This is a genomic window from Streptomyces sp. NPDC090077 (assembly GCF_044747545.1).
Lineage (GTDB): Bacteria > Actinomycetota > Actinomycetes > Streptomycetales > Streptomycetaceae > Streptomyces.
Genome location: NZ_JBIVEG010000021.1, coordinates 22,679 through 44,426 on the forward strand (window position 1 = coordinate 22,679; position 21,748 = coordinate 44,426).

Annotated in this window: 23 protein-coding genes; 13 read left to right on the forward strand and 10 right to left on the reverse strand. The window is 72.2% G+C overall.

Annotated elements, in window-relative coordinates; all coding sequences use genetic code 11:
- The first annotated feature begins 1 nt into the window (after position 1).
- The 8 genes from ACIPW5_RS28270 (at position 2) to ACIPW5_RS28305 (ending at position 7,620) form a co-directional block, all read left to right on the forward strand.
- Complete coding sequence (locus tag ACIPW5_RS28270) at positions 2-2,251, forward strand: hypothetical protein (RefSeq protein ID WP_401250563.1); 2,250 nt, start codon at positions 2-4, stop codon at positions 2,249-2,251.
- A gap of 12 nt (positions 2,252-2,263) precedes the next feature.
- Entirely contained in the window at positions 2,264-2,887 is a 624-nt protein-coding gene (locus tag ACIPW5_RS28275; protein ID WP_401250566.1) for a hypothetical protein, read from the forward strand.
- Between the two features lie 29 nt (positions 2,888-2,916).
- The gene (locus ACIPW5_RS28280) at positions 2,917-3,543 is read left to right on the forward strand and encodes a hypothetical protein (RefSeq protein ID WP_401250569.1); all 627 of its coding nucleotides are present in this window, start codon (positions 2,917-2,919) and stop codon (positions 3,541-3,543) included.
- A 38-nt stretch (positions 3,544-3,581) separates the two neighbouring features.
- Positions 3,582-4,592 carry a hypothetical protein gene (locus ACIPW5_RS28285; RefSeq protein WP_401250572.1) on the forward strand — a complete coding sequence of 337 codons (1,011 nt, stop codon included), beginning with the start codon at positions 3,582-3,584 and terminating at the stop codon, positions 4,590-4,592.
- The gene (locus tag ACIPW5_RS28290; protein ID WP_401250575.1) at positions 4,592-5,209 is read left to right on the forward strand and encodes a hypothetical protein; all 618 of its coding nucleotides are present in this window, start codon (positions 4,592-4,594) and stop codon (positions 5,207-5,209) included. The genes ACIPW5_RS28285 and ACIPW5_RS28290 overlap by 1 nt, the downstream gene beginning before the upstream one ends.
- A 124-nt stretch (positions 5,210-5,333) precedes the next feature.
- The gene (locus tag ACIPW5_RS28295; RefSeq protein ID WP_401250578.1) at positions 5,334-6,710 is read left to right on the forward strand and encodes a hypothetical protein; all 1,377 of its coding nucleotides are present in this window, start codon (positions 5,334-5,336) and stop codon (positions 6,708-6,710) included.
- Between the two features lie 12 nt (positions 6,711-6,722).
- Complete coding sequence (locus tag ACIPW5_RS28300) at positions 6,723-6,974, forward strand: hypothetical protein (protein ID WP_401250581.1); 252 nt, start codon at positions 6,723-6,725, stop codon at positions 6,972-6,974.
- 202 nt (positions 6,975-7,176) lie between these two features.
- On the forward strand, positions 7,177-7,620 hold the full coding sequence (locus ACIPW5_RS28305) for a luciferase family protein (protein WP_401250584.1): 444 nt from the start codon (positions 7,177-7,179) through the stop codon (positions 7,618-7,620).
- A 79-nt stretch (positions 7,621-7,699) separates the two neighbouring features.
- On the opposite strand, the gene ACIPW5_RS28310 is transcribed toward ACIPW5_RS28305, so the two are convergent.
- Both ACIPW5_RS28310 and ACIPW5_RS28315 read right to left on the reverse strand, forming a co-directional pair.
- On the reverse strand, positions 7,700-7,930 hold the full coding sequence (locus ACIPW5_RS28310) for a hypothetical protein (RefSeq protein WP_401250586.1): 231 nt from the start codon (positions 7,928-7,930) through the stop codon (positions 7,700-7,702).
- A gap of 7 nt (positions 7,931-7,937) precedes the next feature.
- Positions 7,938-8,375 carry a hypothetical protein gene (locus ACIPW5_RS28315; RefSeq protein ID WP_401250589.1) on the reverse strand — a complete coding sequence of 146 codons (438 nt, stop codon included), beginning with the start codon at positions 8,373-8,375 and terminating at the stop codon, positions 7,938-7,940.
- 296 nt (positions 8,376-8,671) lie between these two features.
- On the opposite strand from ACIPW5_RS28315, the gene ACIPW5_RS28320 reads away from it, so the two are divergent.
- Positions 8,672-9,196: a potassium channel family protein gene (locus tag ACIPW5_RS28320; protein WP_401250592.1), complete on the forward strand. Its 525-nt coding sequence runs from the start codon at positions 8,672-8,674 to the stop codon at positions 9,194-9,196.
- The gene (locus tag ACIPW5_RS28325) at positions 9,193-10,506 is read left to right on the forward strand and encodes a chloride channel protein (protein ID WP_401250595.1); all 1,314 of its coding nucleotides are present in this window, start codon (positions 9,193-9,195) and stop codon (positions 10,504-10,506) included. The genes ACIPW5_RS28320 and ACIPW5_RS28325 overlap by 4 nt, the downstream gene beginning before the upstream one ends.
- Here ACIPW5_RS28325 and ACIPW5_RS28330 read toward each other — a convergent pair.
- On the reverse strand, positions 10,498-11,325 hold the full coding sequence (locus ACIPW5_RS28330; RefSeq protein WP_401250598.1) for an alpha/beta fold hydrolase: 828 nt from the start codon (positions 11,323-11,325) through the stop codon (positions 10,498-10,500). The two genes, ACIPW5_RS28325 and ACIPW5_RS28330, sit on opposite strands and share 9 nt — an antisense overlap.
- A 101-nt stretch (positions 11,326-11,426) precedes the next feature.
- Between ACIPW5_RS28330 and ACIPW5_RS28335 the strand changes: the two genes are divergently transcribed.
- Entirely contained in the window at positions 11,427-12,077 is a 651-nt protein-coding gene (locus ACIPW5_RS28335) for a TetR/AcrR family transcriptional regulator (protein ID WP_401250600.1), read from the forward strand.
- A 44-nt stretch (positions 12,078-12,121) separates the two neighbouring features.
- Here the strand turns inward: ACIPW5_RS28335 and ACIPW5_RS28340 are convergent, their stop codons facing one another.
- From ACIPW5_RS28340 to ACIPW5_RS28350, 3 genes are all read right to left on the reverse strand, one after another.
- Entirely contained in the window at positions 12,122-12,715 is a 594-nt protein-coding gene (locus ACIPW5_RS28340; protein WP_401250603.1) for an HD domain-containing protein, read from the reverse strand.
- 10 nt (positions 12,716-12,725) lie between these two features.
- On the reverse strand, positions 12,726-14,027 hold the full coding sequence (gene codA, locus ACIPW5_RS28345; RefSeq protein ID WP_401250606.1) for a cytosine deaminase: 1,302 nt from the start codon (positions 14,025-14,027) through the stop codon (positions 12,726-12,728).
- A gap of 113 nt (positions 14,028-14,140) precedes the next feature.
- Positions 14,141-14,308, reverse strand: coding sequence for a hypothetical protein (locus ACIPW5_RS28350; RefSeq protein WP_164720908.1), 168 nt, complete (start codon positions 14,306-14,308; stop codon positions 14,141-14,143).
- A 109-nt stretch (positions 14,309-14,417) separates the two neighbouring features.
- On the opposite strand from ACIPW5_RS28350, the gene ACIPW5_RS28355 reads away from it, so the two are divergent.
- Positions 14,418-16,250 (forward strand): prolyl oligopeptidase family serine peptidase, encoded by a 1,833-nt coding sequence (locus ACIPW5_RS28355; RefSeq protein ID WP_401250609.1) that lies wholly within the window; start codon positions 14,418-14,420, stop codon positions 16,248-16,250.
- Between the two features lie 43 nt (positions 16,251-16,293).
- Positions 16,294-17,115 (forward strand): SURF1 family protein, encoded by an 822-nt coding sequence (locus ACIPW5_RS28360; RefSeq protein ID WP_401250612.1) that lies wholly within the window; start codon positions 16,294-16,296, stop codon positions 17,113-17,115.
- On the opposite strand, the gene ACIPW5_RS28365 is transcribed toward ACIPW5_RS28360, so the two are convergent.
- The 4 genes from ACIPW5_RS28365 to ACIPW5_RS28380 form a co-directional block, all read right to left on the reverse strand.
- Complete coding sequence (locus ACIPW5_RS28365; RefSeq protein WP_401250615.1) at positions 17,093-18,259, reverse strand: hypothetical protein; 1,167 nt, start codon at positions 18,257-18,259, stop codon at positions 17,093-17,095. The two genes, ACIPW5_RS28360 and ACIPW5_RS28365, sit on opposite strands and share 23 nt — an antisense overlap.
- A complete protein-coding gene (locus tag ACIPW5_RS28370; protein WP_401250617.1) occupies positions 18,256-19,068 on the reverse strand; it encodes a SigE family RNA polymerase sigma factor in 813 nt (270 codons plus the stop codon). The genes ACIPW5_RS28365 and ACIPW5_RS28370 overlap by 4 nt, the downstream gene beginning before the upstream one ends.
- Positions 19,069-19,237: 169 nt before the next feature.
- A complete protein-coding gene (locus tag ACIPW5_RS28375) occupies positions 19,238-20,314 on the reverse strand; it encodes an aspartate-semialdehyde dehydrogenase (protein ID WP_401250620.1) in 1,077 nt (358 codons plus the stop codon).
- Entirely contained in the window at positions 20,311-21,585 is a 1,275-nt protein-coding gene (locus ACIPW5_RS28380; RefSeq protein ID WP_401250623.1) for an aspartate kinase, read from the reverse strand. The genes ACIPW5_RS28375 and ACIPW5_RS28380 overlap by 4 nt, the downstream gene beginning before the upstream one ends.
- Positions 21,586-21,748 lie beyond the last annotated feature (163 nt).

Below are 21,748 nucleotides of genomic sequence, written 5' to 3' on the forward strand. Positions count from 1 at the left end.
GGTGCGTATCGGCGCATTCCTGATGTTCGCCCTGCTCGCCCTGAGCATGGCCGTGCCCAGCCCGGTACGCGCCATGGACTTCGCCTGTTCGTTCACGGGCGACGACAACTACCAGATGGACAACCCGGGCAACATCGAATCGGTCTTCCCGGCCGTCAAGCAGTGGGAGAAGTCGCAGCCCAAGACCCTCAACGACACCACGGGCCTCTTCGACCACCCTGCCAAATTGCCCGGGGGTGCTGAGAACTACACGATGTACGAGCTCGCCGGCATGCGTGGCATGAACTGGTCCATGACGATGCGGGGCCGGGGAGACGCCTCCCAGGACAAGGGGTTCCTGGGCCTGAACGGCAATGAAGCAGACGACTGCTCCGTCATGAACTTCGTCAACAACGGCATAGCGGACACGGTGTTCGACCTCACCAAACTGCTCACCCGAGCGGGCATTTCCATCAAGGAATACGCCTCCAACCCCAGCCCGCTCGCCGGTCTGTACGAGGGCCGCAACAATGTCGTGACGACGCTCAAGGACAACCTCTTCGTACCGGCGGTTCCCGTCATGATCGCCCTGACCGGCTTCTGGGTCTTCGGCAAATGGCGCAAGAACCAGATGCGAGAGGCATGGTCGGGCGTCGGCTGGGCGTCCTTGACCACCGTTGCCGTGGTGGTCATGCTCACCGGTGGGAACTTCAAGAACTTCATCGATACGGCGGACTCCGGCATCGCACAGGCCAACGCGGCGCTCAGCGAAGCGGTTCTCAGCGGACTCTCCGGAACGGCACAGCCCCCCTGCGACCTGCCGAAGGGCGACGATGTCGAAAACCGGGGCGTGCGCATCAACAGCTGCGCCATGTACGACACGCTGGTGTTCCGTCCCTGGGCATTGGGCCAGTTCGGCGAAGCCGGCACTGACTGCATCTTCCGGCAGAAGGAAGGCAGCAACAAGGACGGTGTGTGCGCCCCGACGTCCCACGACGACAAGTGCTATTGGGGCGTCAAGGGAAGCGCACGCTGTGAGGACCTCCGCATTCGCCAGCTGGTGTCCCAGGCCCGGACCAACCAAGAGCTCGGCAAGGACCTCGACAAGTACAAGAACGAGTGGGTCCCCATCCGCTACGACATCGCGGGAGGCAAGGGCTCGAACAACAGCAAGCCGGACCAGCACGTCTACCCGGTCACCTTCGACGAGTGGGCGGGCAGGAACGCGGGGGACCGGCTCGGGATCGCCTTCTATTCGCTGATCGCCGCGCTGATCGTCGCCGTCATGGTGATGGTGCTCAGCGTTCTCACCCTGTTGTGGCACGCCGTCACGCTCATCATGATCATCATGCTGCCGCTGATCGCCACGCTGGGCATTCACCCTTCGCAGCAGAAGCTGTTGAAGGGCTGGCTGCAGACGTTCATCCACAGCTTCGTCCTCAGGGCGGGCTTCGGCGTCATCCTGACCGTGCTGCTCGTGCTGTACCAGATGATCCTGCCCGCCAAGATCTCCCTCGGTATGCAGCTGCTGATGCTGGTGCTGGTCAGCGTCGCCGTGGTGATGATGCTGAAGAAGCTGCTCGGAGGTGCCTACAGCCCGCAGATCGCCGGGGCGGAGGACTCTCTGGGCGTCGGGGACATGGCGAACACGGTGGGCGGAAAGCTGGGTCAGTACGGCTCTGGGGCCGCGGTCGGCGCTGCGAAGACGACGGGCCGTGTCGTCGGCGGTACGGCGAAGGTGGGCGCGAAGGTGGGCAAGGAGGGCACGCTCGCCGCTCTGCGGACCTACGACAACAAGAAGAACGACGGTCGGTGGCAGAAGGAAGGCAAGCTTTCCACCCCCCAACCCTCCAAGCGTGAACAGCGCAAGACCGCGTACCAGACCGCAACGGTCCAGAAGGACCAGCTCGAGGGGCAGTACGCGGCAGTCGAGGCCAAGCGCGAGCAGCAGGCCGCAGAAGCTGAGCGGGCCCAGCGCATCGGCCGTCTCGTCGGCGGTGGTACGCCGTCGGCCCACGTGCCGCCGCCGCAGCCCGCACCGCATCTGCCTGCACCGGCCCCCGCGCCCGCGCCCGCCGTTCCCGCGCAGCAGGGACCCGCGGCCTCCACCGGGAATCGGGTCCAGGCGGATGCCCGGCACGCGCAGCAGCAGCCGGCGCCGACGGTGCTCGCCCCCCAGAACGCGGTGCCACCTCTTGTCCACCCGAATCCGCTGACACCGCCCCCGTCCCCGCTGCCGCGCGAAGATGACGGCCGGTTGGCGGACCGCTAGAAGGGCCCGAGCATGGCAAGCGTCATCACCGACCACCCGCCCCGGGAGGTCGCCGTCGAGCTGGGCGCGCTCCTGCGCGTGGACTGGCGTGCCGTCTGGCCCGGGGTACCGGACGGTGAGGCCGAGCGCGCCGAGTGGTGTGCGGGCTTCGGCTGGCAGCCGCTGTGGTCCCAGTCGGGCCTGTGGGTGCGTACGCCGCGGGGCGGCCGCCTGTACCTGGCCTCACGGGCCGGCCTCGGCCGGCCCGTGACCCGGGCGGCCTACACGGTCTGGCAGGTCGCGGAGGGTGCGCCCTCCGATGGCGGGGCCGTCCTGAAGGCAGCCCTCGACCGCTACGCGGCCCACCTCGCCCGGATGACCGCCGCGTTGGGCGCACCGGGCTGGGAGGGCGCCTGGGACAGTCCGGACTTCCCGGAACCGCCCGCGCCGGGCCGGTGGAGCGACGCCGAGGAGCGGCGGGAGCTCCGGGCCCCGTACCGGCTGGCCCAGTGGAGGTACCCCAATCCGCTGGCCCCGGTGATCGTGCTCGCGCTGGACCACCAGGAGGGCGGGTACGCGGGGGGTGGGACGATCTCTCTCACCTTCCACGGGCCGGCCGACCCGAAGGCCCTCAACGGCCCCGGTTGGCTGTTGTGACGTACGAGACGCGAGAAAGAGAGCACGACATGGGAACGCCCTTCGAACCGCCGGTGGACCGGACTCCGCAGGAACTCGTCACCGAGCTGCGGGGGCTGACCGACGTCCACTGGGAGACCGTCTGGAACGGCCCGCCGCTGCTGAGCCAGGGCCTGGACGAGTGGTGCGCCCAGTTCGGCTGGACACCGACCCAGTTCGAGCACGTGCTCAACGTGGTCACGCGGTCCGGGGGTGCGATGACGCTGAACGCGCTGGGAGGCAGCTGGGCGCCGGTGCAGAGCCTCTCGTACTGGGTGTGGGGCGCGTCGTCCGTCACGTCCGAGGGCAACCCGCAGGTGCTGACCGAGGCCGACGAGGCGTGGCCCCTCTACCGCGACGCCGTGTCCTCGGTGCTCGGCGCACCGGCCTGGGACGGCGCCTGGGACTCGACGGACTTCCCCGACGAGCTCGGAGAGTACGCCGTGCCCAAGCTGGAGAGCCGCCTGAAGTACAAGCGCCCCTACCGCATCGCCTACTGGGAGCTCGACGCTCCGAACGGCGCGCTCGCCAGCCTGACCATCACCCCCGCAACGGGTACCGCCGACGGGTCCCGTCCCGGAGCGGTCAACATGAGCCTCGACGTGTATCCCCGTCCGTTGAAGGCCGGGCGCCCGTGAGCGCGGAACCGATACCGGAACACATAGCGGAAGGCGCGTTGGCGCGGGCTCACGCCCGTGAGCTGGCGGCCAAAGACGCCCGGATCGACCCGGACGCCGTGGTGGAGAGGATCTCGGCTGCCGCCGTGGCGGCAGGGCTGAAGGACATCGTGCTGGACGACGGCAAGTCGCTGCTGTCCAAGGAGCGGCAGTACATCGACGCCCTCGCGCGGGACAAGGCGAAGCTCACTCCGCCCGAAGGGACCAAGCCGATCAGCGCCTTCTGGTCGCACGGCCTCGAGCACCCGGACGCACCGAAGAACAACAGGGGCGTGCACGTCCTGTCCCAGCGCTTCATCGCGGAGCAGTGGGCCTCCGAGCAGAACACGATCAGTGCCGGCTCGGCCCAGACCCTGGAGACGACCCAGGGCGGCCGGGAGCTGGATGACATGTTCCTTTGGGAGCCGGAGATCATCCGGGCTCTCGGTGGTGAGGAGAAGGGCTTTCCCCCGGGCTACGCCAAGGCCAAATGGGACGACATCTCCGCGACGTACGGCGGGCTGGCCGAAGGCCGGGTGGTGGTCTTCGCAGACATCGGCAACACCCGGGCGGTCCTGCACCAGAAGGAACTCGGCACGCTCTGCGGGAACGAGAACGTCGGACTGCACAACATCCACTTCGTGTACGAGCCTCCGCAGTCCTGGCCCGAGGTCACCCGGGCCGAGGCCGGTACGAACGCGGTGCGTGCCGTCGCGCAGTTCGACAACGAGGACCTGCCGCGCTACATCGACCCGCACGCCTTCGCCGCCGACACCCCGGAGGCCCGCAAGGCGAAGATCGACAGCGTGCTGGAGACCGTGGCCCCCGGGCAGGCGCAGGCTCCGGCCGTACAGGCTCCCGAGCAGCAGGCCTCGCCCGTGCGTCTGCCGAGTCCGCTCTGGCAGATGGGTGTCACCATGCCGAGCACCGTCACCGCGCGCGAGACCGCTGGACCGGCCTCCGGAGCCGAAAGCACGGGTGCTCCGGTCCTCACTCTCCGCACCCCCGCCACAGGTATGGACGGTCCGTAATGCCCTCTCGCCCCTCCCCCGGCTCCCTCCGCCGCCTGCTCCGCCAAGAGCGGGACGACGCCTGGGCCGTGCGGCTGCTCCGCCGGATCGTCCTCGGCACCGCCGGCGCCTACACGCTCTTCCTCCTCGCCTCGTCCAGCATGGCCTCGTTCATCACGATGAGCATGCTGTCGGCCCTCGCCGTCGGGGTCTGGCTGCTGCGCCGTCGCGGGCAGCTGCTGCTCGCGCTCGCCTCGACCGTCGTGACCACCGCGATGACCGGCTACCTCGCGGCCGCGGGCGACATCGCACGCGGATCCGCCGGCGGACTCCTCAGCGGCCAGGCGGTCTTCGGCTACTGGGCGCTCGGCGGTATGGCGCTGCTGGGTGCCTGGATGCTCAAGCAGCCCCGGGGGCGGCGTGGCGTCACCGTCGTACTGGCCGACGTACTGCTGATCGGCGCGTCCGGGGTCGGAATGCTCGCACCGCTCTTCGGTGTTCCCATCGGATTCCTCTGCGTCGTCGGGACTCTGGTGGCGCGTAGCCGACGCATTGCAAGGGTGAGCGGGAGTGAACGGAACGTGGGGCGTCGCGGCATTTTCCGGTTCATGACAGCTACTGCCAGAGACGTGCGGTGATGTGATGGGCCATCGGTTCAGGTGTGTAATAAAAGATCCACAAGACATGGTTCGGCTTTGCCGTCGTCAATTCCCCTGTCTTAGAGTCCCCGTTGGTCACAGAGAACATCGGGGGACTTCTTCCATGACGAGGACAGCGCTGAGAACCCGGCTGGCAATGCTGCCGGCCACCACCACACTTCTGCCCTGTCAGCGGAGGCCCGACATATTCGGAGAGCCTCTCCTGGAGCGTCCGCCTGCGGGCGGGTCCGAGCTGCCGTTCCGGACGCGCCGGAACCAGGCCCTCACCCATGCCGCCCGTCAGCTCTGCTTCTCCTGCCCCCGGTGGGCGGAATGCCTGCAGGTCTCCGTCGTCCGGTCCGATCCGGGCGGTTACGCCGCCGCCACCACCGAGCAGGACCGGCGCTGGATCCGCAGGCGCCTGGACATCGGTGACAGCCGGGGACGTCTGACCTCAGGCGCGTCCGCCACCGGGGGGCGCGGCGAAGCGGTCGAGTCCGCCGCCGTGCTCGACGCGTTCAGCGCCCTCCAGGAGCACCGGACGCGCGGGGCGTTCGGTCCCGGCCGGGGGCTGGTGCCCGCCCAGCGGCAGGATCCGGACCAGTACGCCCCAGCAGACCGCCGACAGCGCGCCGACACAGACGAGGTATCGAAGAAGATGGCCGCTCCGGCCCTGTCGGGAGAACGGATCACCTTCCCCCTCGATGATCCTTCCCTGGCCATACAGAAGACCGTGCTCGGTCCGCTGGCACGCGCCACGCTCCTCGTCCTCAAGGTCGCCGAGCAGCTCGCCGGGCTGCTCGCGCTCACGCCGTCCACCGCGGTGGAGCCCGAGTTCTTCGCTGCCGTGGGACGGACCCGCCTGAGCCTGGAGTCCTGGCGCGCGGCAGCCGGTGACGACGCCGCGTACGAGGTCGCGGACAGCGGCCTGACCAGTTCCGTGAGCATCGAGCTCGCGACCAGCGACCCCGTCGCCGCACTGCGGCAGGACATCCTCGAGCCCCTGCTGCGCCGCCTGACGGAGTCCCTGCAGCGTGTCGAGGCCATCACGGCGGTACTCGTCCCCGCTGCCGACGCCGCGGTCCCGGCCGGGGTCCCGCACGGCCGGGAGCTGCTGGCCGTACGGGAAGCGGTGCGCCAGCTACGCTCCCACCTGGAGCGGTACCAGCCCCTCGCCCCGCACCAGGACCACGACGGGGGCCACGCGGGCCTCCGCCGCGACGCGCACCCGCACCACTCCGCCACGCGTGCGGGCGGGCCCGGCCCCTGGAGCGTCCCCAGCCTGCGCAGGGCCGTGGAGGCGGCGGTGTCCTCCTTCCCCGGCCATTTCACCGGCCGCGACGTGGTCGGGGCGCTGCCCCCGGGTGCGTACCGGGACGCGGGCAAGTCGGTCAGCAACGCCCTGTCCGCCATGGTCAAGTCGGGCCGACTGCTGCGCGTCTCGCGCGGTACCTACACCACGAACCCGCCGTCCACCGGCGAAGCCGCCCCGAACTCCTGAAAGGCAGTCGCCGTGCAGCCCACTTCTCCGGCCGCGGAAGTCCGCGTCTTCTCCCACCACGCGGGCCTGATCGACGAGGTCCCCGTGACGGCCCCGCCCTTCGGCAACATCCAGGACGTCGTCATCGGCATCCTCCAGCAGCGCGCCCAGCAGCTCGGCGCCCCGACCCCTGCTGTGATCACCGACGACCGCTACGGCGGTGCGGTCCGCCTCCTCATCCACCCCGACGGCAGTACCGAAACCCTGCCCGACGCCGACTGCTGACCGGGACGCACCCGCTCAAGGGCCTGATCCGAGACATCGGATCAGGCCCTTCCTGCGTTTCTGCGGACTGTCGGAAGGCGTTCTCGACCGGCTCGCCAGTGGGGCCTGAGCGGGTTCGTGGACCGTGGAGGCAGCAGCTTCGCAGCTCCTCGGAGTGCTCACGCCGCGGCCGGTCCAGCGCCGGCCGGAAAGGAACACCATCATGCTTTCCCTGCCCCCGCGCCCCGGCGCGGCTCCGCGTGTCTTCGGTCCGGCCCCGCACGGCCAGGGCTCCCAGATCTCCCCGATCATGATGCAGGAGGAGCTGTGGGGGCGGATGCGCGCGCTGCCGTTCGTCTACATGGCGCCCACGCTCGTCTCGGTCCCGCACGCCCGCTCGCTCTTCCTGCCCGAGGGCATCGGCACGGGCCCGGCCGAAGCGTTCCAGGGGGGACGGGAGTTCGCCCACATCCACCCCCACCACGACGGCTCGCTCCACATCACCCTCCCGAAGGAGACCGAGGACGAGGTCATCGAGGCCGGCTGGGGCGTGCACCACCCCGTCCAGGACGTGACGCTGATCTACGGGCCCCGGAACCCGGCGGAGCTGGAGATCGTCTGGCGGCTCGTCCAGGAGTCGTACTGGTACGCCCTCGGCGCGAAGTAACACCCGGCGCCTCCTCCAGGTCAGGGGCCCGGTCCGACCGCCCGGACCGGGCCCCTGCCGTGCGCTCACCGCTCCGATGTCACCCCGAGGGCAGTCGGCTCCTGGCGGCCCAGGCCCGGTAGGCCCAGCGCGCCAGGGCGCCGACGGCGAGGGACACGAGGATCGCGCCCCAGTCGATCACGTGGGGGAGCCCGGGGAGGAAGGCGAAGACGGCAAGGGACACGACCGTCCCTGCGGCGAAGGCGATGACCCCGCCGCGGCGGTGCCTGCTCTCCCGGGCGGGGTCTTCGGGGGCGGGCTGGATGGTCATGCGCGGCTCACTTCGTGATGTGGTGGCACTGGCTGACGCGGCGCACACCGTTGATGTTGAGGTGGGCGCATGCCTTGCCGTAACGGGGGAGCGTCTGCGGTGCGTTGTTCCGCATGGGATGGATCTCGCACTCGGTGTGGGTCTTGCCCTGCGAGGTCTTGTAGGTCTTGCTGTTGGTGTCGGCGTAGGTGAAGTCGATGCGCCAGTTACAGAAGCCCGCGTTGAGGGCTCCGACGAAGCCGCAGTCGACACCGGCGTTCTGGTAGGTGATCTTCTTGCCGTCGCCCCTGAGGATATGGGTGAACATGCAGCCGGTGGGGACCTTCATGGTGACGCCCCCGACGGGGTAGTCGAAGGTGGCCACCGGGGTCGAGCCGATGGCGCCGGCGTGTGCCTGAACCGGGGTTAAGAGCAGGAGCGCGGCCGCTGCCGTGACGGCGGTCATGAGGCGGGCTGAGGGATGCCGGGCCATGTCTGGTGCCCTTCCGTGGGGGGTGTCCTTGCACAGAACGGAACTCCTCCGGGCGGCCCCCGGGATCTGCGGCACTGGAAGATCCACTACGAAGAGTGACCGGATCCGCTACCGGGCCGGCTACTCCGTTCGGGAGCGGGGGCGCGTCCGGCCGGGCTGGCGCTCCGCGCGGCGGCAGGGGCCGGCCACCGGGTGGGTGCTCGTGGGGTGCGGGGTGGGGGTGGGGGTGTTGGAATGCGGTGAGGGCCAGGCGGCGGTGAGGAGCGGTCATGGGCGGCGGCTCCGGGCGCATGGTGGTGATGGGGCACCTGCTGCGGGCGGTCGGGTCGGGGGTGGTGCTGACCGGCCTGTACTACGTGGCCCCGCTCGACTACGGCTTCGGCGTCGTGGCCGTCGCGGCGCTGGCCGGAGGGCTGCTGCTCTTCGGGTGCCTCGTCGTCTGGCAGGTCAAGGCCATCGCCCGGTCGGCCCATCCGAGGCTGCGGGTGGTGGAAGCCCTGGGCACCGCCATCCCGCTGTTCCTGCTGCTGTTCTCGGCGACGTACTTCCTGCTGTCGCGCGGCCTGCCGGTGGCGTTCACCGAGCCGTTGACCCGGACCGACGCCCTCTACTTCACGGTGACGGTGTTCGCGACCGTGGGATTCGGCGACATCGCGCCCGCCACCGGGACCGCGCGGGCGCTGGTCACCGGGCAGATGGTGGCCGACCTGGTCGTGGTGGGCATCGTCGCCAAGGCGCTCTTCGGAGCGGTAGAGACCGGGCTGTCCCGACAGCCCGAAAGGAGCGAGCCATGACGGCGACGCAATCGGCCCAGCCGGCCGAGCCGGTGATGCTGCGGGCGCTGCTGAAGACCCCTCCGTACCGCCGGACGCTGCTGCTCTGCGCGCTGGTCGGGATCCCGGTCTCCCTGGTCTGCTTCTGGTTCCTCGCGGGCATGCACGAATTGCAGAACCTGCTGTGGGAGAGCCTGCCGAACGCGCTCGGCTGGGACGTGGCGCCCTGGTGGTGGCCGCTGCCGCTGCTGCTGATCGGCGGCATCGGGGTGGGCCTGGTGGTGTCCCGGATGCCCGGGGCCGGCGGGCACGTCCCCGCCGCCGGGCTGGGCATGGGCGGGGCTTCGACCAAGGTGCTGCCGGGCGTGGTGCTCGCCGCGGCGGCGAGTCTGCCGTTCGGTGCGGTGCTGGGCCCGGAGGCTCCGCTGATCGCCCTGGGCGGCGGGTTCGCCCTGCTGCTGCGGGATCTCGCGCGCGGCCCCTCCACCCCGCAGGCCACGGTGCTGCTGGGGGTCGCCGGGGCGGCGTCGGCCATCGCCGCCATCTTCGGGAGCCCGCTGATCGCGGCGGTGCTGCTGATCGAGGTGGTCGGGGTGGGCGGGCCGCAGCTGGTGGCCGTCATGCTGCCCGCCCTGCTCTCCAGCGGGGTGGGGGCCCTGGTGTTCACCGGGTTCGGGCGCTGGACCGGCCTGCAGACCGGCGGGCTGACCATCAAGCTCCCCGGGCCCGTGCCCCGGCTGGACGCGGCCGACGTGGGGTGGGCGCTGCTGCTGGCCGTGGCGGTGGCGGCGGTGCTGCGCCAGGCGGTGGGCGTGGGGCAGCAGGTGGCGGTGTTCACGGCGAAGGACACGGTGGCCCGTACGACGCTGTGCGCACTCGGCGCCGGCGTCTGCGCGGCCGCGTACGCCCTGGCCACGGGCCGGTCCCCGGAGGAGGTGGCCTCGTCCGGGCAGGCCGTGATGGCCGTGCTGGCCAGTCATCCGGAGGACTGGGGCTCGGGGGCGCTGGTGGCGGTGCTGCTGTGCAAGACCGTCGGGTACGCGCTCTGCCTCGGCAGCATGCGCGGCGGCCCGATCTTCCCGGCGCTGTTCATCGGTGCGGCGGCGGGGGTGCTGGCCGCGCCGCTGCCCGGGCTGGGGCTGGTGCCCGCGGTGGCGGCCGGGCTGGCGGCGGCGGGGGCGAGCGTGCTGCGGCTGCCGGTCAGCAGCGCGGTGATGGCGATCCTGCTGGTCGGGGCCCCGGGGATGACGCCGGTGGTGATCCTGGCCGCCGTCCTCGCCATGATCACCACCGAGCTGGTGCCCGGGCCCCCTCGGCCGCTGTCAGGCTGAGGGCCGTCGGGCCGAGGGCCGGTCGCCGCCGAAGAACTCCGCCAGGGCGGGCGCCAGGACGGCCGGGTCCACGTCGTGGGTCTGGCCCTCCAGGGTGCGGTGCAGGCCCGCCGGCAGCAGGTCGGCGAGGGCGCGGGCGCCGGACCGGAGCCAGGGGTCGCTGGCACCGCCGCCGATGGCCAGCACGGGGATCCGTACGGCCGCCCAGCGGTCGGCGGGCAGGGGGCGGCCGGACATGGTGTCGCCCATGACCCGGGCGTCGTACGGGAGGGTGTGGGCCAGTGCCGCGAAGTGGCCCCAGAGGCCGCTCGCCCGGATCTGGCCGACGAGCTCGGCCGGTACGAGGACGGCGACGGTCAGCATGAGGGTGACGGCGTCGTCCCGCCGGCCTTCGGCGATGGCGGCGTCCAGCCGGGACACGTAGTCGGCGGGGACCGGGGGGCGGCTGTCATCGACGACGAACGGCGGCTCGTACAGGGCCAGTTCCTCGATCGGAACGCCGTGGGCGGCGGCTTCCAGGGCGAGCACGGCGCCCGACGACATACCCATCACCCGGGCGGGTCCGTCCAGTTCGGCGATGACGGCGGCCAGGTCCTCGATCTCGCGCTCCACCGCGTAGGGGGCAGTGTCGCCGCTGTCGCCGCGGCCGCGGCGGTCGTACGTCACGACGGTGAAGCGCTCGGCGAGGGCCCGGGCGAGCACGGCCCACCTCGGGTCCGCGCGGACCTGGTAGGCGCCCCCGACGAGGACGAGGGCGGGGCCCACGCCGGTGCGGTCGTAGGCGATGGCGGTCCCGTCGCGGGACACGGCCTTCTGCACGTTCTGCTCCCCCCGAAACGATGTGGACGGCGTCCACATCTCGCTCGTAGGCTATACCTGGAAGTTCACGCCGTCCACATAATTCGAGGAATCGGGGTCCCATGCCGTCGGAAGCCGAACCGCCACCGCCGCCCAGGCGCAGTACCTACCGCCACGGGAACCTGCGCAGCGCGCTGCTCGAAGCCGCCCTGGAGCTGGCGCGCGAGGGCGGCCCGGACGCCGTATCGCTGCGCGAGGTCACCCGGCGCGCCGGGGTGTCGCCCAACGCCGCCTACCGGCACTTCGCCGACCGGGGGGCCCTGGTGCACGGGGTCTCGCAGGCCGCGATGGCCCGGGTGGCCCTGGCGATGGAGGCCGAGATCGACGGCCTGCCCGCCGCCCCGGACCCCGCCGAAGGCGCCCGGGCCCGCTTCCGGGCGGTGGGAACGGGCTACATCCGCTTCGCCGTGACCGAGCCGGGCTGGTTCCGGACCGCCTTCCACGTCCCCGCCGACATGACGTACGCGGCCGACGCGACGGCGGCCGGGGCGGGCGGGCTCACCCCGTTCGAGCTGCTCGGCGCCTCACTGGACGGGCTCGTGGAGACCGGAGTCCTGCCGGAGGCCCGCCGCCCGGGCGCGGAGTTCCTCGCCTGGTCGGCGGTGCACGGCCTGGCCTCCCTGATCATCGACGGCCCCCTGCGGGGCATCACCCCGGAGCAGGCCCACGAAGCGGGCCGGGACGTGATCGCCATGATCGAGCGGGGGCTCTGACGCCCGACGGGGCCGGGCGCGGGGCCCGCCCGGCCCCGGGCGCGTCACGCGTCCAGGGGGTTGGCCGCGATGCGCTTCGCCGCGCCGCCCGCGACGTAGGAGGCCGCCGCGCAGGCGGGCTTGCGGGCCGCCTGGTCCTCGACCAGGGCGAGGAAGGACGGGCCGAAGCCGAGGCGGGGGTGGTGCTCCAGCAGGCCGGACACGAAGGCGGGGTCGAAATCGGCCACGCGCAGGCCGGACACGTCCGCGCTGGTGCCCACCTGGAGGAGGTGGCTCTCGACGTCCTCGGCGGCGGTGACGTCGTCCCGCATGTGCAGCACGATGACCTCCTCCGCGCGGGCCCGGCGGGCGGGGGGCCAGCCCAGGCCGGCCGTGAAGAGCCGGGCCACGTGTCCGCCGGCTTCCTCGAAGGGCAGGGTGTGGCTGTCGAACGGCGCCGTCAGGCCGAGGTCGTGCAGCAGGGCGCTGACGTAGAAGAGCTCCGCGTCGTACGTGAGGCCGTGCACGCGCGCGTACTCGGCGCCGAACGCGTAGGAGCGGACGGAGTGGTTGAGGAGGGCGGCGTCGGCGTACTCGGAGGCGATCCCGAAGGCCGAACGGGCCGTGTCCGAGTCGAGGTCGTGCAGGGTCCACGTCATGGACGGCACCTTAGACGGGGTGGGTGAAGTCCACTTCCGAGGGGCCGGACTCCCCGGGCCACCACAACCGGGCCGGTGCGGGCGGGGTTTCGGCGAGGACGCTGCCCCGCGAGACGACGTACCGCGGCCGGACCTGGCGGCGGATCGCCTCCTCGGGGCTCGGCGCCGGGAGGAGGACGAAGGAGGCGGGGGCGCCCGCCGTGATCCCGTACTCGGAGGAGGACAGGCCGAGGACGCGCGCCGCGCGCTCCGTCACCATCGAGAACGCGAGCGGGATGTCGTCGGCACCGGTGAGCTGGGCGGCGTACAGGCCGACGAGGGCGGTCTGGAGCGGGTTGGCGGTGCCGAGCGCGTTCCACGGGTCCATCACGTCGTCGTGGCCGAAGGCCACGTTGACCCCGGCGGCCAGCATCTCCTTCACCTGGGTGAGGCCGCGGCGCTTGGGGTAGGCGTCGAAGCGGCCCTGGAGGTTGAGGTTCGCGAAGGGGTTGGCCACCAGGTTGATGCCGGAACGGGCCAGCAGCCGCTGGAGCTTGAAGCTGTAGGCGCCGTTGTAGGAGCCCATGGCGGTGGTGTGCGAGGCGGTCGCGCGCTCGCGCAGGCCCGAGCGCAGGGCGAGCGTGGCCAGCACCTCGACGAAGCGGGACTGCTCGTCGTCGATCTCGTCGCAGTGGGCGTCGACGCGGAGCCCGTGTTCCTCGGCCACCGCGAACGCGGTCCGCAGCGAGGCGACGCCGTCCTCACGGGTGTCCTCGAAGTGCGGGATCGCACCGACCACGTCCGCTCCGCGGGCCACGGCCTCGCGCAGCAGCGCCTCGCCGTCGGGGAAGGAGACGATGCCCTCCTGCGGGAAGGCGACGATCTGCAGGGTCATGATGTCCCGGACCCGGTCGCGGACCTCCAGCAGCGCGTCCAGCGCGGTCAGGGACGGGTCGGTGACGTCGCAGTGCGTACGGACGTGCAGCACGCCGTTGGCCGCCTGCCAGCGCAGCACCTCGGTGGCCCGCGCGATGACGTCCTCGCGGGTCAGGGTGCGCTTGCGCTCGCTCCAGCAGGCGATGCCCTCCCAGAGGGTGCCGGAGGCGTTCGGGCGGGGCTGACCGGCGGTGAGGGCGGTGTCCAGGTGGATGTGCGGCTCGGCGAAGGGGGCGGTGAGCAGCCCGCCGTGGGCCTCGATGAGCACCCCGGTCGCCGGCGGCTCCTTCTGGTCGTCGTACGGGACCACCCGCGCGATCCGGCCGTCCTCGGCGACCTCCACGTCGGACAGGCCGTCTTCGTGCAGCAGCCGGGCGCCCCGGACGATCATCCGCATGCGGTCCAGCGTACGCACGCGGGGCGATGTTTCACGTGAAACGAGCCGTGGGCGCACGACGCACGCGGCCCGGCGTCCCCGTGGGACGCCGGGCCGGTGACCGGTGCGGAGGCTCAGCCGCGCTTGGCCTGTGCCTTCTGCTGCATGCCTCGCGTCTTCGCGGAGAGCGACTGGGCCTCTCTGCCCGCGGCCTTGGCACGTGCCTCGGCCGCCGTGTTCTTCGCCATCGCGCGTTCGGAATCCTGGTGGCTGTGGTGGCCGGTACGGGCCTTCTTGGCCATGGTCAACACCCTCTCGCAAGCGTTCGGCGTACGCACACCACCATGCGCCCGTTCGGCCCGGTCGGCATCCCGACCGCCCGCCGCGGCCGGACCCGCAAGAATGGAGCGCATGACCAGCGACAGCGACCTGACCCCCGACCCCGCACCCGCTGCCGGGATGCCCGACTGGGAGAAGCGCTTCCGGGCGCCGCGCGTGGGCCTGCCCGACTGGGCCGAGGACGCCCCGGACCGCTCGCTCTTCGTCTCGAACGCCACCGGGACCTACGAGCTCTACTCCTGGGACCGGGCGACCGGCGCGCAGCGGCAGGCCACCGACCGCCCCAACGGCACCACCGACGGCGCGCTCTCCCCCGACGGGGAGTGGATCTGGTGGTTCTCCGACACCGACGGCGACGAGTTCGGCACCTGGGTCCGCCAGCCCTTCGCGGGCGGCCCCGACGAGCCGGCCACTCCCGGACTGGAGCCCTCCTACCCCGCAGGGCTGGCCATCGGCCGCGACGGCACGGCGGTCGTGGGCCGGTCCACCGACGAGGACGGCTCCACGATCCACGTCGTACGCCCCGGTGCCGCCCCGGAGGTCGTCTACCGGCACCGCGAGTCGGCCGGCGTCGGCGACCTGTCGCACGACGGGACCCTCCTCGCGATCGAGCACACCGAGCACGGCGACGCCATGCACTCGTCCCTGCGCGTGGTCACCCTCGACGGCGCCACCGTCGCCGAGCTGGACGACTCCCGGGGCGGCACCGAGGAACTGGGCCTGGAGGTGCTCGGCTTCGCACCCGTCGCCGGGGACACCCGGCTGCTCGTCGGGCACCAGCGGCGCGGCCGCTGGGAGCCGATGGTCTGGGACGTGGCCACGGGCTCGCAGGAGGACCTGGCCGTCGACCTGCCCGGCGACGTGAGCGCCGAGTGGTACCCGGACGGGAGCGCGCTCCTCGTGGCGCACAGCTTCGAGGCGCGCAGCGAGCTGTGGCGGTACGACCTGGCCGCGCGGGAACTCGTACGGGTGGACACCCCGCCGGGGACGGTTTCGGGCGCGACGGCCCGCCCGGACGGGACGGTGGAGTACCAGTGGTCCTCGGCCGCCGAGCCGGCCGCCGTACGGTCCACCGCGGGCGGGATCGTCCTGGACCCGCCGGGCATGCGCCCGCCGGGCTCGGTGCCGGTGGAGGACGTCTGGGTCGAGGGGCCCGGCGGGCGGATCCACGCGCTCGCGCAGCGGCCCGTGGGCCACGGTGACGGGCCCTTCCCGACCATCTTCGAGATCCACGGCGGGCCCACCTGGCACGACTCCGACGCCTTCGCGGCGACCCCGGCGGCCTGGCTGGACCACGGTTTCGCCGTGGTCCGGGTCAACTACCGGGGCTCGACGGGCTACGGCCGCGAGTGGACCGACGCCCTCAAGCACCGGGTCGGCCTGATCGAGCTGGAGGACATCACGGCGGTCCGGGAGTGGGCCGTGGCCTCCGGCCTGGCGGACCCGGCGCGGCTGGTGCTGTCGGGCGGGTCCTGGGGCGGCTACCTGACGCTGCTCGGCATCGGCATGCGGCCCGACGACTGGGCGGTCGGGCTGGCCGCCGTACCGGTCGCGGACTACGTGACGGCGTACCACGACGAGATGGAGGCGCTGAAGGCCCTGGACCGCACCCTCTTCGGCGGCACCCCTGAGGAGGTCCCGGAGCGCTTCGAGGCCTCCTCGCCGCTGACGTACGTGGACGCGGTGAAGGCGCCCGTGCACATCGCGGCGGGCGTGAACGACCCGCGCTGCCCGATCCGGCAGATCGAGAACTACGTCGACCGGCTCGCGGCCCGCGGCGCGGTGCACGAGGTGTACCGCTACGACGCGGGGCACGGTTCGCTGGTGGTGGAGGAGCGCATCAAGCAGGTCCGGATGGACCTCGAATTCGCGCTCAAGCACCTGCCCCAGGGCCTGCCGCGCTGACCCGCCACCGGGCTTCCGGTGCACCCCCCGTACCGTTGGTGGGGTGCACCGGTTTCTCCTGACCCCGCGCTGGTGGGGGATCAACGTCTTCGTCGCGCTCGCCATCCCCTTCTGCCTGTTCATGGGGACCTGGCAGCTCGGCCGGTTCGAGGACCGCGTCGGCAGCCACAAGGAGGCCCAGGCCGAGCGGCCGGCCGACCTGGCGGCCGAGCCCCTGGACTCGCTGCTCCCCGTGGACACCAGGACCTCGGGACGGCTGGCCTCCACGGCCGGCGAGTACGGGCAGCAGCTGCTCGTCCCCGAACGGGACCTCGGCGGGAAGCCCGGCTTCTACGTCCTGACCCTGCTGCGGACCGACTCCGGGAAGACGGTCCCGGTGGTCCGGGGCTGGCTGCCGGGGCCGGCCGACCCGGCGAAGGCCCCGGCCCCGCCGGCCGGGCGGGTCGAGGTGACGGGGGCCCTGCAGTCCTCGGAGAACTCGGGCACCAAGGGCGTGCACGCACAGGGCGGGCTGCCGCAGGGCCAGCTCGGGGTGATCGGGGCGGCCACGCTGGTCAACCTGGTGCACGAGCCGCTGTACGACGCCTGGCTCACGGTGCAGACGCCGGTGGACGGGATGACCCCGGTGCCCGCGAAGGCGCCGAACAACACCGGGCTGGACCTGAAGGCCTTCCAGAACCTCGGCTACACCGGCGAGTGGTTCGTCTTCGTCGCCTTCGTGCTCTTCATGTGGTTCCGGCTCTACCGGCGCGAGGTGGAGACCCTGCGCGACGCCGAGGCGGGACTGCTGCCCGCCGGTTCCCCGGCCGCGCCCGCGGGCGCGGCCGGAGAACCGGAGCCGGCTACGGCGCGCCCGGCGGAATGAGGCCCGTGCGGTAGACCGTGCCGCCGCAGGCCGCCGGGATGGTGGTCTGGGTGACGGGGGCGCCCGGGCCCGGGGTGTGGGAGACCTCCACGCCGGCCGCTTCCGGGCTCCTGGAGCCGGTCTGCGGTTCCTTGGCGGGGGTCCCCGCGGCGCCCGCGGGCTCCGGAGCAGAGGCCGTGCCGTCCGCCGCGCCGCCGGCCTGCCGGTCGGCCGGGGGCTGTGCCCCGCCGCCCTCCTGCTGCGGCTTGAGCGACGGCGCGGGCTTCGCCGCCGGGCAGGACCGGTCGGAGGGCACCCAGGCGAACCGCACCTCGTAGGCGGTGTTGGGCTGGAGCAGCAGCACCGGCGCCTCGGCGGACGGGTCGGGGAGCAGCGCGCTCGCCGGGTCCCCCGCCGTGTGGCCGGTCACCGTCACCGGCGGCGCGGCCGCCGGCAGGGGCGGCGGGCCGGGCTGCGCCACGGAGGCGGCCGTCACGGTGTCCGGACCGGAGACGGTGCATCCGCGGGCCGAGACGTTGGTGACCTTGAAGCTGCCGTAGACCTTGCCGTCGGTCTCGGGGGCGCGGGCACTGCCCGACACGCCCAGCTGGTCGGCGGTGCACCCCGGCGCGCCGGGCGCCGCGCCCACCGGGGGCAGCGGTCCATGGCCGGCGCCGCCCGTGGGGGCGCCCGCCGCGGCACTGGAGGGACCCGCGACCGTACCGCCCGTCGGGGAGCCGTCCGCCTGCGGGAGCTGCTGCGTCCCGCCGCCCGTCTCCTGGCCCCTGCCCGGGGACCCCACCGGCCGGGGCCCCGCCACGGCGCCGGAACCGTTCTGGCGCGGGTCCTGGGCGGCGCCCGTCCGGGGGCCCTGCGACTCCCCGTGTCCGGCCATGGCCGAGTGCCCGGCCACCGCTCCCTCGTCGGCGTTCAGGTGCAGCGCGGCCGGGATCGCGGTACCCGCCAGCAGCGCCACCGCGGCCGTGGCCAGGAGGGCCTGCCGCTTGCGGGCCCGGCGCGCGGGCACCGCGTGCCGCAGCCGTTCCAGGGCCCCCTCGGAGGGCTCCAGCCCCTGTACGGCTCCGGCGAACAGGCCGCGCAGCAGCTGTTCGTCGGCCGTGGCCGTCCCGGCGGGGCCGGGCAGGTTCTCGTGGTCGTCCCTCATGACTGCGCAGCCTCCATCGCCACCCGCAGCGCGGCAATGCCCCGCGATCCGTACGCCTTGACCGAGCCGAGCGATATCCCGAGCGTCTCGGCGACCTGGACCTCCGTCATGTCCGCGAAGTAGCGCAGGACGAGCACCTCGCGCTGGCGGCGCTGGAGTCCGCGCATCGCCCTGATCAGGTCGTCGCGCTCCAGCTGGTCGTACGCCCCCTCCTCGGCGCTGGCCATGTCCGGCATCGGCTTCGACAGCAGCTTCAGGCCGAGGATGCGGCGGCGCAGCGCGGAACGCGAGAGGTTGACGACGGTCTGGCGCAGATAGGCCAGGGTCTTGTCGCGGTCCCGCACCCGGTTGCGGGCCGAGTGGACACGGATGAAGGCCTCCTGGACCACGTCCTCGCAGGAGGCGGTGTCGTCGAGGAGGAGCGCGGCCAGGCCCAGGAGGGAGCGGTAGTGGGCCTGGTAGGTCTCGGTGAGGTGGTCGACGGTGGTACCGGCCACGACCGGCCGCTCGGCGTCGGCCCCGGCCGGCGTCGGGCCCTCCTGCGCAGGGCCCGCCGGTTCCGGGGCCCCGGGTATCAGGGCCCCGGGCGGGAGGGTCTCCGCCGGCTGCGGGGTCGTGGTGGTGTCCGCGCTATCGCGGGGCGAGGGCACGCGGCCGCCCCGGGTCGGTGGTGCGATGTGCGGCATGCCGGCCGGCGGGACGGGCACGATCACAGGAAAGCCGCCGCCGGGCGCGCCTGGGCGCCGGCGCGGGGGAACGATCCCGCTGCGCGCCGGTAGGACGGCCACGTCCAACAGTGCCTCTGCCACGCCCGTTGGACACGCGTCCCCCCGTCAGGGTTGTACGCGCGAGGCAGAGTATTCAGCAATTTCCCCATTGCCTTCATGCGTACCCGCTCTTCCCGATTGCCCCATTCGTCCAGGCGGCAGTCGGTCCATCACCTTGATCAAGGGATCGATGCCGATCCTACAAAGCGGATTACGCGAATTCACCCGCGATCAGTTCCGAGATCTGGACGGCATTCAGGGCGGCACCTTTGCGCAGATTGTCCGCACACACGAAGAATTCCAGCGCCCTCGGATCGTCGAGCGAGCCCCTCAGCCGGCCCACCCAGGCCGGATCGGTACCGGCCGCGTCCGCCGGGGTCGGGAACTCCCCCGCCGCCGGATCGTCGACGAGGACCACCCCGGGCGCCGCCTCCAGGACGTCCCGGGCGTGCGCCGCGGACACCTCCCGCTCGAAGCGGGCCCGCACCGTCAGGGAATGCCCGGTCACCACCGGGACCTGGACGCAGGTCACGGCGACCGGCAGCGATGCCAGGCCCAGGATCCGCCGGGTCTCCGCCCGTACGGCCAGCTCGTGCGAGGACCAGCCGTCCGCACGCAGCTCACCGGACCAGGGCACCACGTTCAGCGCGAGCGGCGCCGCGAAGGGCCCGGTGTCCTCGCCCACGGCACGGCGCACGTCCCCGGGCAGCTCTCCGAGGGGGCTCCCGGCGACCTGGGTCAGCTGCTTGCGCAGCGCCTCCGCGCCCGCCCGGCCCGAGCGGCTGGCGGCCTGGTACGAGGAGACGGCCAGCTCGGCCAGCCCGTACTCGGCGTGCAGCGCGCCCACGGCGGCGATCATCGCGGCGGTCACGCAGTCCGGGCCCGCGACGATCCCGCGCGGGCGGACGCGTACGGCGTGGCCGTTCACCTCGGGCACCACCAGGGGCACCTCGGGGTCCTCCCGGAAGGCGGCGGACTGGTCCACCACGACGGCACCGCGCGCGGTGGCCACGGGGGCCCAGTGCGCCGACACCTCGGCCGGGGTCAGGAAGAGCACGACGTCGCCCGCGCCGAGGCCCTCGAAGGCGTCCTCGGTGAGGGCGAGCACCTCGGTCTCCTCGCCGCGGACGGCCAGCACGCGGCCGGCCGAGCGCGGGGAGGCGATCAGGCGGATGTCGCCCCAGACGTCCGCCCGCTGGGACAGGATCTGGAGCAGGATCGATCCGACCGCTCCGGTCGCCCCGACCACGGCGAGCGCCGGGGCCGGGGCCGACCGGTGCGGACTCATCGTCCGGTGCCTCCGTAGACGACCGCCTCGTCGCTGTCGGAGTCGAGGCCGAAGGCCGTGTGGACGGCGATGACGGCCGCGTTGACGTCGTCCTGGCGGGTCACGACCGAGATGCGGATCTCGGAGGTGGAGATCAGCTCGATGTTGACGCCCGCGTCGGACAGCGCCTGGAAGAAGGAGGCGGTGACGCCCGGGTTGGTCTTCATGCCCGCGCCGACCAGGGAGATCTTGCCGATCTGGTCGTCGTAGCGCAGCGACTCGAAGCCGATCTGCGCCTTCGCCTTCTCCAGGGCGTCGATGGCCTTGTGGCCCTCGGCCTTGGGGAGGGTGAAGGAGATGTCCGTCAGGCCCGTGGAGGCCGCCGACACGTTCTGGACGATCATGTCGATGTTGATCTCGGCGTCCGCGATGGCGCGGAAGATCGCCGCGGCCTCGCCCGGCTTGTCCGGAACGCCGACGACCGTGACCTTGGCCTCGGAGACGTCGTGAGCGACTCCGGAGATGATGGCGTGCTCCACCTGCGCGTCCCCTTGCGGATTCTCGTTGCTGACCCAGGTGCCCGGCAGTCCGGAGAAGGACGAACGGACGTGGATCGGGATGTTGTAGCGGCGGGCGTACTCGACGCAGCGGTGCAGGAGCACCTTGGAGCCGGAGGCCGCGAGCTCCAGCATGTCCTCGGAGGAGATCCACTCGATCTTCTTGGCCTTCTTCACGACGCGGGGGTCCGCGGTGAAGACGCCGTCGACGTCGGTGTAGATCTCGCAGACCTCGGCGTCCAGCGCCGCGGCGAGCGCGACGGCGGTGGTGTCCGAGCCGCCCCGGCCGAGGGTGGTGATGTCCTTGGAGTCCGCGGACACGCCCTGGAAGCCGGCGACGATGGCGATGTTGCCCTCGTCCAGCGCGGTGCGGATACGGCCCGGCGTCACATCGATGATGCGCGCTTTGTTGTGGACCGAGTCGGTGATCACGCCTGCCTGGCTGCCGGTGAACGACTGGGCCTCGTGGCCCAGGTTTTTGATCGCCATGGCCAGCAGGGCCATGGAGATCCGCTCTCCGGCGGTCAGCAGCATGTCGAATTCGCGCCCGGCAGGCATCGGGGATACCTGCTCGGCGAGATCGATCAGCTCGTCCGTCGTGTCGCCCATCGCGGAAACCACGACGACCACCTGGTGGCCGTTCTTCTTGGTGTCCACGATCCGCTTGGCGACGCGCTTGATGCCCTCGGCATCGGCTACGGAGGAGCCTCCGTACTTCTGCACGACAAGGCCCACGTGCGCTCCTCGCTCGGTCCGTCTCATTGCGGGTGCAGTCTAACGAGCAGTCGGGATACGACCGCCTCGTACCACATCATGAGATGAAAAGATCAGCGAAACGGTTGCCCCGCGGACACCGCGAAACGGCCGGAACCATCAGGAACCGGCCGCAACCGCCGCC

Bases quoted from the DNA above. Each gene is read 5' to 3' on its own strand.
- ACIPW5_RS28365 (WP_401250615.1), bottom strand. From the start codon at position 18,259: ATGAGGGACGACCACGAGAACCTGCCCGGCCCCGCCGGGACGGCCACG.
- ACIPW5_RS28340 (WP_401250603.1), bottom strand. From the start codon at position 12,715: ATGACGTGGACCCTGCACGACCTCGACTCGGACACGGCCCGTTCGGCC.
- ACIPW5_RS28315 (WP_401250589.1), bottom strand. From the start codon at position 8,375: ATGACCGCCGTCACGGCAGCGGCCGCGCTCCTGCTCTTAACCCCGGTT.
- codA (WP_401250606.1), bottom strand. From the start codon at position 14,027: ATGCGGATGATCGTCCGGGGCGCCCGGCTGCTGCACGAAGACGGCCTG.
- ACIPW5_RS28295 (WP_401250578.1), top strand. From the start codon at position 5,334: ATGACGAGGACAGCGCTGAGAACCCGGCTGGCAATGCTGCCGGCCACC.
- ACIPW5_RS28355 (WP_401250609.1), top strand. From the start codon at position 14,418: ATGACCAGCGACAGCGACCTGACCCCCGACCCCGCACCCGCTGCCGGG.
- ACIPW5_RS28305 (WP_401250584.1), top strand. From the start codon at position 7,177: ATGCTTTCCCTGCCCCCGCGCCCCGGCGCGGCTCCGCGTGTCTTCGGT.
- ACIPW5_RS28350 (WP_164720908.1), bottom strand. From the start codon at position 14,308: ATGGCCAAGAAGGCCCGTACCGGCCACCACAGCCACCAGGATTCCGAA.
- ACIPW5_RS28275 (WP_401250566.1), top strand. From the start codon at position 2,264: ATGGCAAGCGTCATCACCGACCACCCGCCCCGGGAGGTCGCCGTCGAG.
- ACIPW5_RS28280 (WP_401250569.1), top strand. From the start codon at position 2,917: ATGGGAACGCCCTTCGAACCGCCGGTGGACCGGACTCCGCAGGAACTC.
- ACIPW5_RS28335 (WP_401250600.1), top strand. From the start codon at position 11,427: ATGCCGTCGGAAGCCGAACCGCCACCGCCGCCCAGGCGCAGTACCTAC.
- ACIPW5_RS28320 (WP_401250592.1), top strand. From the start codon at position 8,672: ATGGGCGGCGGCTCCGGGCGCATGGTGGTGATGGGGCACCTGCTGCGG.
- ACIPW5_RS28375 (WP_401250620.1), bottom strand. From the start codon at position 20,314: ATGAGTCCGCACCGGTCGGCCCCGGCCCCGGCGCTCGCCGTGGTCGGG.
- ACIPW5_RS28290 (WP_401250575.1), top strand. From the start codon at position 4,592: ATGCCCTCTCGCCCCTCCCCCGGCTCCCTCCGCCGCCTGCTCCGCCAA.
- ACIPW5_RS28310 (WP_401250586.1), bottom strand. From the start codon at position 7,930: ATGACCATCCAGCCCGCCCCCGAAGACCCCGCCCGGGAGAGCAGGCAC.
- ACIPW5_RS28325 (WP_401250595.1), top strand. From the start codon at position 9,193: ATGACGGCGACGCAATCGGCCCAGCCGGCCGAGCCGGTGATGCTGCGG.